We start from the raw sequence: 6,223 nt of genomic DNA on the forward strand, positions 1-6,223 counted from the left end.
TATATATTTGACTAAAAAGATAAATTACTACATAAAAAATGGTATCAAACCTATTTATTCTGACTCCTGACTCCTGTCTCCTGACTCCTAAGCAGTAACCTATTTATTTGCAGCAAATATTTATCAAATTGGTCTCACACTCTATTTTTAGTCAATAGCAAATGTTTAAACTTTCCCTCAAACAAGTTACAATTACTTTTCTTATGGTATTTATCAATCCATTAATAGCACTTAGTCAGGAAATTGCTACAACAATTTGTCCCTCTGAATTAAGTAATCGGATTGATGCTGTAGTTAACCGCCCAATTTTTAATCGTTCTCGGTGGGGAATTTTAGTTGAAACTTTATCGGAAAAAACAACAGTTTATAACCGGGATGCTAAATATTATTTTATTCCTGCTTCTACGGCTAAACTATTAACAACTGCAGCAGTATTACAAAAACTTCGCCCTCAATTTAGAATTAGAACTTCAGTTTATGGTGATGGGAATGGCAATATATATATTGTGGGTAGAGGCGACCCTAGTTTAACAGAAACTCAACTGCAAAGTTTGGCTGAACAATTAAAGGAACAGGGGATAGAAAATATTAATCAATTAATTGCTGATGATAGTTATTTTGAAGGAACAGGAGTTAATCCTAATTGGGAATGGGAAGATGTTCAGGCTGGTTATGGCGCACCTATTAATAGTTTAATCCTGAATCAAAATGCTATAGATTTGGTTTTGTCGCCTCAAAATTTAGGTCAACCTTTACAAGTTACTTTTGTTAATTCTGTTGAAGGTCAAAAATGGCAGATTGAAAATAATTCGGTGACTGTAGGAAAGAATGAAAAAGAATTTGTTGAGGTAGGAAGAGATTTTATTCAGCCAATAATTCGGATATCTGGGCAACTAAGAGTTGGTTCGACATCGGAACCTGTTTATGTGGCGGTTGTAGAACCTGTGGATAATTTTTTAAATAAATTTCGTGAAGTTTTAGCAACAACAGGAATTCAGGTTTCTCAAATAGTAAAAAAATCACAGATTGCCTCTAATATAAATTTGAATGAATTAGCTTTTGTGGAGTCTCCAACATTAGCGGAATTAGTGGAGGAAGTTAATAGAAAGAGTAATAATCTTTATACAGAAGCTTTGTTACGGCAAATGGGAGTTAGGAGTAGATTAATTCCTAGGAAAAAATCTAATAATCAGACTTTAGCAAAAAGTTTGGAGGAGGTAAAAGTAATTTTAACTAGGTTAGGAGTTACTCCCAATAGTTTTGTTTTAAATGATGGCTCTGGTTTGTCTCGTCATAATTTAGTTAGTCCGGAAGCTTTGGTACAAACTCTCAGAATAATGGCTAATTCTCCTTGGGCAAATATTTATAGAAATTCTTTACCTGTGGCTGGTGTAAATGGTACATTGAGTAGACGTTTTAGAAATAGTTTTGCGGAGGGAAATGTACAAGCAAAAACAGGAACAATTAGTGGAGTTTCGGGTTTAGCAGGATATATTCAACCTGCTAATTTTGAGCCTTTAGTATTTAGTATTATTGTCAATCAGTCTGACTTAGAAACCAAAGATTTGAGAAGTGCTATTGATGAAATAGTTTTGTTATTGACTCAGTTAAAATCTTGTGGTTAGAAGAAGGAAGAAGGAAGAAGGAAGAAGAATTGAAGAAGGAGACAGGAGACAGGAGACAGGAGACAGGAGGAAAATTACATGGGGATTCTCACCCCAAGTAATTTTGAACACCGTGTAGACGGTGGGGTATTAAACCCACAAAGAAAATGATAAAAAGGAAAAAGTGGATGGGGATAGTCTTCGACAAGCCGCTCCGCGTCTACAAACCTCAACTAATTGTAAACACCATGTAGACAGTGGGGTATTAAACCCAAAAGAAAAAGATAATTTTTGGAGTAGTTAAAAATTATTAAAGTAGCACTCAGCAATCAGCAATCAGCTTTTCAAGGTGTATAATGGGGGATTAAAACCCCCATAAAAGGCACACCACGCGCTTTTTCAAATATAGTGGGGGACTTAAACCCTTGAATTTTTAGCTGACAGCTAAATGCTGTTTGCGGAGCATTCTGGAACTGAAAAGCTGATAGCTAGTTAAATTATATTAATTCACATTAATATACAGCAGATTCCACTTTGGTACACCGATCGCGAGCAAGATGCCCGCACTATAAACATTTAATTGTTAATTTCTGTACTTCTTATGCAAGGAATCTGCTGTAATACCAATAGTAAAGTTTTTCCCTGAATCTATCCCACTATTTTTTTTTACAGGTTTATTTGTTTAAGTAAAATGTGTTTTAAAAGCTGAAATTTTCGTTTTTAAGTCTCAAAATATTTAGGGTTTTTAGCAAAAATCTTAGGTGGTAGTGCATTGTCATGGTCGTGCATTGTCATTATTTTTGTAACCAGACACAGTAGTGGGAGCATCTTGCTCCCTTTTGAACTTTCCTAACGTTTCCTTCCAATGCTATACCAGATATAGTAGTGAGATAATCTTGCTCCCTCCCTTCGAGGATGCCCGCACTAGGCATTGTTCATCTGCATATAGCATTACTATGCAGGACTATCAAATCTTATACAATTTCTGAATAGTAATGCTATGTTTGATTAACATCTCCCTATCTCCCTATATCCCCATATTATGATAAAAAAACTTAAAAATTACTTCGGTTAAAAGTGAAAAAGTCTGATATTATTTTAGTTGGTACAAAACTTACGCACAAGGCACGAAAAAATAGTGTTTGAGATTGCTTTCCGTTCCGGACTGCTCCGCAAACCCTATCGGTCGCAATGACCGAAATACACTCTACTGCGTAAGTCTTATGGTAGTTATGACAGAATAGTTATCTAAATTTTACAGATTATTAAAATGTTAGAAAAAGAAAAAATAGCACTAACATTAAAAATTAATGGAGTGCAACATCATCTAGAGATAGAACCTCGCGTGACTCTCTTAGATGCACTGCGAGAATATCTAGGTTTAACAGGGACAAAAAAAGGATGCGATCGCGGAGAATGCGGAGCTTGCACGGTATTAGTCGATGGAAAACGCATTAACGCTTGTATGACTCTGGCAGTAATGCAAATGGGAAAGTCAATTATTACTATTGAGGGTTTAGCAGAAGAAAATGGACAACTCCACCCAGTGCAAACAGCTTTCATTGAGCATGATGCTTTTCAATGTGGTTATTGCACTCCCGGTCAAATAGTTTCCGCAGTAGGTTTACTAGCAGAAACACAACCAAAGTCAGATCGAGAAATTCGGGAAGGTATGAGTGGCAACCTCTGTCGTTGTGGTGCTTATCATCATATCGTTGCAGCAGTTCGTGAAGTAGTGGAGAAAACAGAAAATGCAGCCATTTAGTTATGCCAGAGTTAATGAAAAAAATACAGCCATCACCACAGTTTCTCAGGATGCAGCTATATCTTTTATTGCTGGTGGTACAGACTTGATAGGTTTAATTAAAGATGGCGTACAAACACCAAGGAAAGTTGTAGACATCAACTCTCTGTCTTTAGACTCAGTGGAAGTCGATGCTGACAACAACCTCCGCATCGGTGCTTTGGCAAAATTGAGTGATGTTGCTCGTTATTCCACAGTGAAAAATTCCTATCCTGTTATTTCAGAGGCAATATTAGAAAGTGCTTCTCCTCAACTGCGGAATATGGCAACAGTGGGAGGAAATTTATTACAACGGGTACGCTGTAATTATTTTCGCGACCCGGTCTTTCCCTGCAACCGTCGTATTCCAGATACGAGTTGCCCTGCTATGGAAGGTTACAATAGAATGCACGCTATTTTAGGTACGAGCGAACATTGTATTGCCACTCATCCTTCAGACTTGGCAGTAGCATTAGTTGCTTTAGATGCCATGGTTTGTATTCAAAGTCAAACTGGACAACGCCAAGTGCCGATAAATGATTTTTATTTGTTGCCCGGAGAAACACCCCACCAAGAAAATGTTTTAGAGCATGGGGAGTTAATAGTTGCTGTAGAAATACCTGCTGTTTCGTGGTTTAGTAACTCCCACTATCTCAAAGTACGCGATCGCGCCAATTATGAATTTGCCCTAGTTTCTGTAGCTCTTGCTGTGGAAGTTGAGCAAAATATTATCAAGTCTGCACGACTAGCATTAGGAGGAGTTGGTACAAAACCTTGGCGTTCCCAGGAAGCAGAAACAGCATTGCAAGGAAAACCGATAAATGAAGCAACTTTTTCTACTGCCGCAGAAGCAGCTTTGGCACAAGCAAAACCACAACAACATAACCAGTTCAAAATTGAACTAGCTCAACGTAGCATTATTCGTGCGCTGTCAACTCTATTACTTAGGAGTCAGGAGTCGTAGGGGCGAATGGCATTCGCCCGTATAGGACTCAGGAGGGAAGAAAGAAGAAGAAACAGGAGTAGAAGGAGAAAGTTTTTTGTTGAGCTAGCGTACAACGCATCCTATCTCCTGGGTCGAAGCTGCGCTAAGGTCATAAAGAACGCAAACGTTAACGGTTTTGCTTCGCCAAACGCCAAAAAAAAATAACTATTACGAACCTATTTTCAGTAAATGAAACAGGAGTCAGGAGTCAGGAGGGAACAAACAATAACAAACCCCCAATACAAGGAGAAAGTTTTTTGTTGAACTGACGCGCAACTTTCCTGTCGGAATCAAGAACGCAAACGTTAACGGTTTTGCTTCGCCAAACGCCAAAAAAAAATAACTATTACGAACCTATTTTCAGTAAATGAAACAGGAGTCAGGAGTCAGGAGGGAACAAACAATAACAAACCCCCAATACAAGGAGAAAGTTTTTTGTTGAACTGACGCGCAACTTTCCTGTCGGAATAAAGGGCGCAAACGTTAACACTTTTACTTCGCCAAACGCCAAAAAAAAATAACTATTACGAACTATTTAAGTAAACACCAAACATGAATAAAGTTATCGGAAAACCCATCAACCGTGTAGACGGAAAACTTAAAGTTACAGGTGGCGCACGTTATACCGCTGATATGCCAGTTGAAAATTTGACTTACGGCGTATTAATAGAAAGCACCATAGCTAAAGGCAAAATTACCAAGCTCGAAACTACCACAGCAGAAAACGCCCCCGGAGTATTAGCAGTCATTACCTACCGCAACGTTCCCAAATTTAATCAAATTACTTTTTTTCCTGGTGGGCAAAGTCTTCCCATTCTCCAGGATGAGAATATCTATTATCAAGGACAGCATATTGGGATAGTAGTGGCAAAAACTTTAGAGCAAGCTCAATATGCAGCTACCTTAGTTAAAGTTGAATATCAAACCGAACAACCAACAATAGATATAGATGAAGCACTCCAACAAGGATACGATCCAGAAAGAATTTTTCTGGGAATGTTACCCGCTCACTCACTCCGGGGTGATATTACCTCCGGGCATTCCCAAGCAGAGATATTAGTCGAACAAACCTACAGCACTCCGATGGAAAACCATAACCCCATCGAACCCTCAGCAACTACCGCAGTTTGGGAAGACGACCGCCTCACTCTCTACGAAACAACTCAAGGAGTTTGTTCTGCACAAGAAGCTATGGCTAAAGTTTTCGACATTCCTCCAGAAAACATCCGAGTCATTTCTGAATTTCTCGGCGGTGGGTTTGGTTGTAAAGCATTCATTTGGTCTCACGCTATTCTGGCTACTCTGTCAGCGCGTTATGTGAAGCACCCAGTTAAACTCGTACTTACCCGCGCTCAAATGTATACCTCTGTCGGATATCGCGCCCCCACCCGCCAACATCTGACCCTCGGCGCAACTAAAGACGGTAAACTTAGACTCATCAAACACATCGGCGAAACTATAACGTCACCCTTTGACGAATTTACCGAACCCGTAGCAATGGCAACAAATATGATGTATAGCTGCCCCAACGTTGATACCAACTACCGCCTTGGCCGTATCAATGCTGGCAGTCCCACTTTTATGCGGGCACCGGGGGAAGCACCGGGAATGTTTGCCTTAGAGTCAGCAATTGATGAACTTAGTTACGCTCTAGAATTAGACCCCATCGAACTCCGGGTCCGCAACCATGCAGATGTAGACCCTGCTACCGGGCATCCATGGTCCAGTAAATCTCTCAAAGAATGTTATCAGCGAGGAGCAGAAATATTTGGCTGGAAACACCGCAACCCCAAACCAGGGTCTATGAGTGACGGCGAAAGTCTAATTGGTTGGGGCATGGCCAGTGCTACT

General features: G+C 39.6%; 4 protein-coding genes. All 4 read left to right on the forward strand.

Features of this window, described 5'->3' with window-relative positions:
* Window positions 1-161: 161 nt before the first annotated feature.
* Complete coding sequence (gene dacB / locus F6K13_RS13875) at window positions 162-1,625, forward strand: D-alanyl-D-alanine carboxypeptidase/D-alanyl-D-alanine-endopeptidase (RefSeq protein WP_124144350.1); 1,464 nt, start codon at window positions 162-164, stop codon at window positions 1,623-1,625.
* A gap of 1,249 nt (window positions 1,626-2,874) precedes the next feature.
* Window positions 2,875-3,369 (forward strand): (2Fe-2S)-binding protein, encoded by a 495-nt coding sequence (locus F6K13_RS13880; protein WP_287287636.1) that lies wholly within the window; start codon window positions 2,875-2,877, stop codon window positions 3,367-3,369.
* Entirely contained in the window at window positions 3,356-4,351 is a 996-nt protein-coding gene (locus F6K13_RS13885) for a xanthine dehydrogenase family protein subunit M (RefSeq protein ID WP_287287638.1), read from the forward strand. Before F6K13_RS13880 ends, F6K13_RS13885 begins: the two co-directional genes overlap by 14 nt.
* Before the next feature lie 573 nt (window positions 4,352-4,924).
* Window positions 4,925-6,223: xanthine dehydrogenase family protein molybdopterin-binding subunit (locus F6K13_RS13890; RefSeq protein ID WP_287287640.1), on the forward strand; the 1,299-nt coding region annotated here is incomplete at its 3' end.

The organism is Okeania sp. SIO2B9 (assembly GCF_010672505.1).
Taxonomy (GTDB): Bacteria; Cyanobacteriota; Cyanobacteriia; order Cyanobacteriales; family Microcoleaceae; genus Okeania; species Okeania hirsuta.

What these genes read in the sequence shown, in the direction of transcription:
- dacB (WP_124144350.1), top strand. Translation starts at nt 162, where the DNA reads ATGTTTAAACTTTCCCTCAAACAAGTTACAATTACTTTTCTTATGGTA.
- F6K13_RS13880 (WP_287287636.1), top strand. Translation starts at nt 2,875, where the DNA reads ATGTTAGAAAAAGAAAAAATAGCACTAACATTAAAAATTAATGGAGTG.
- F6K13_RS13885 (WP_287287638.1), top strand. Translation starts at nt 3,356, where the DNA reads ATGCAGCCATTTAGTTATGCCAGAGTTAATGAAAAAAATACAGCCATC.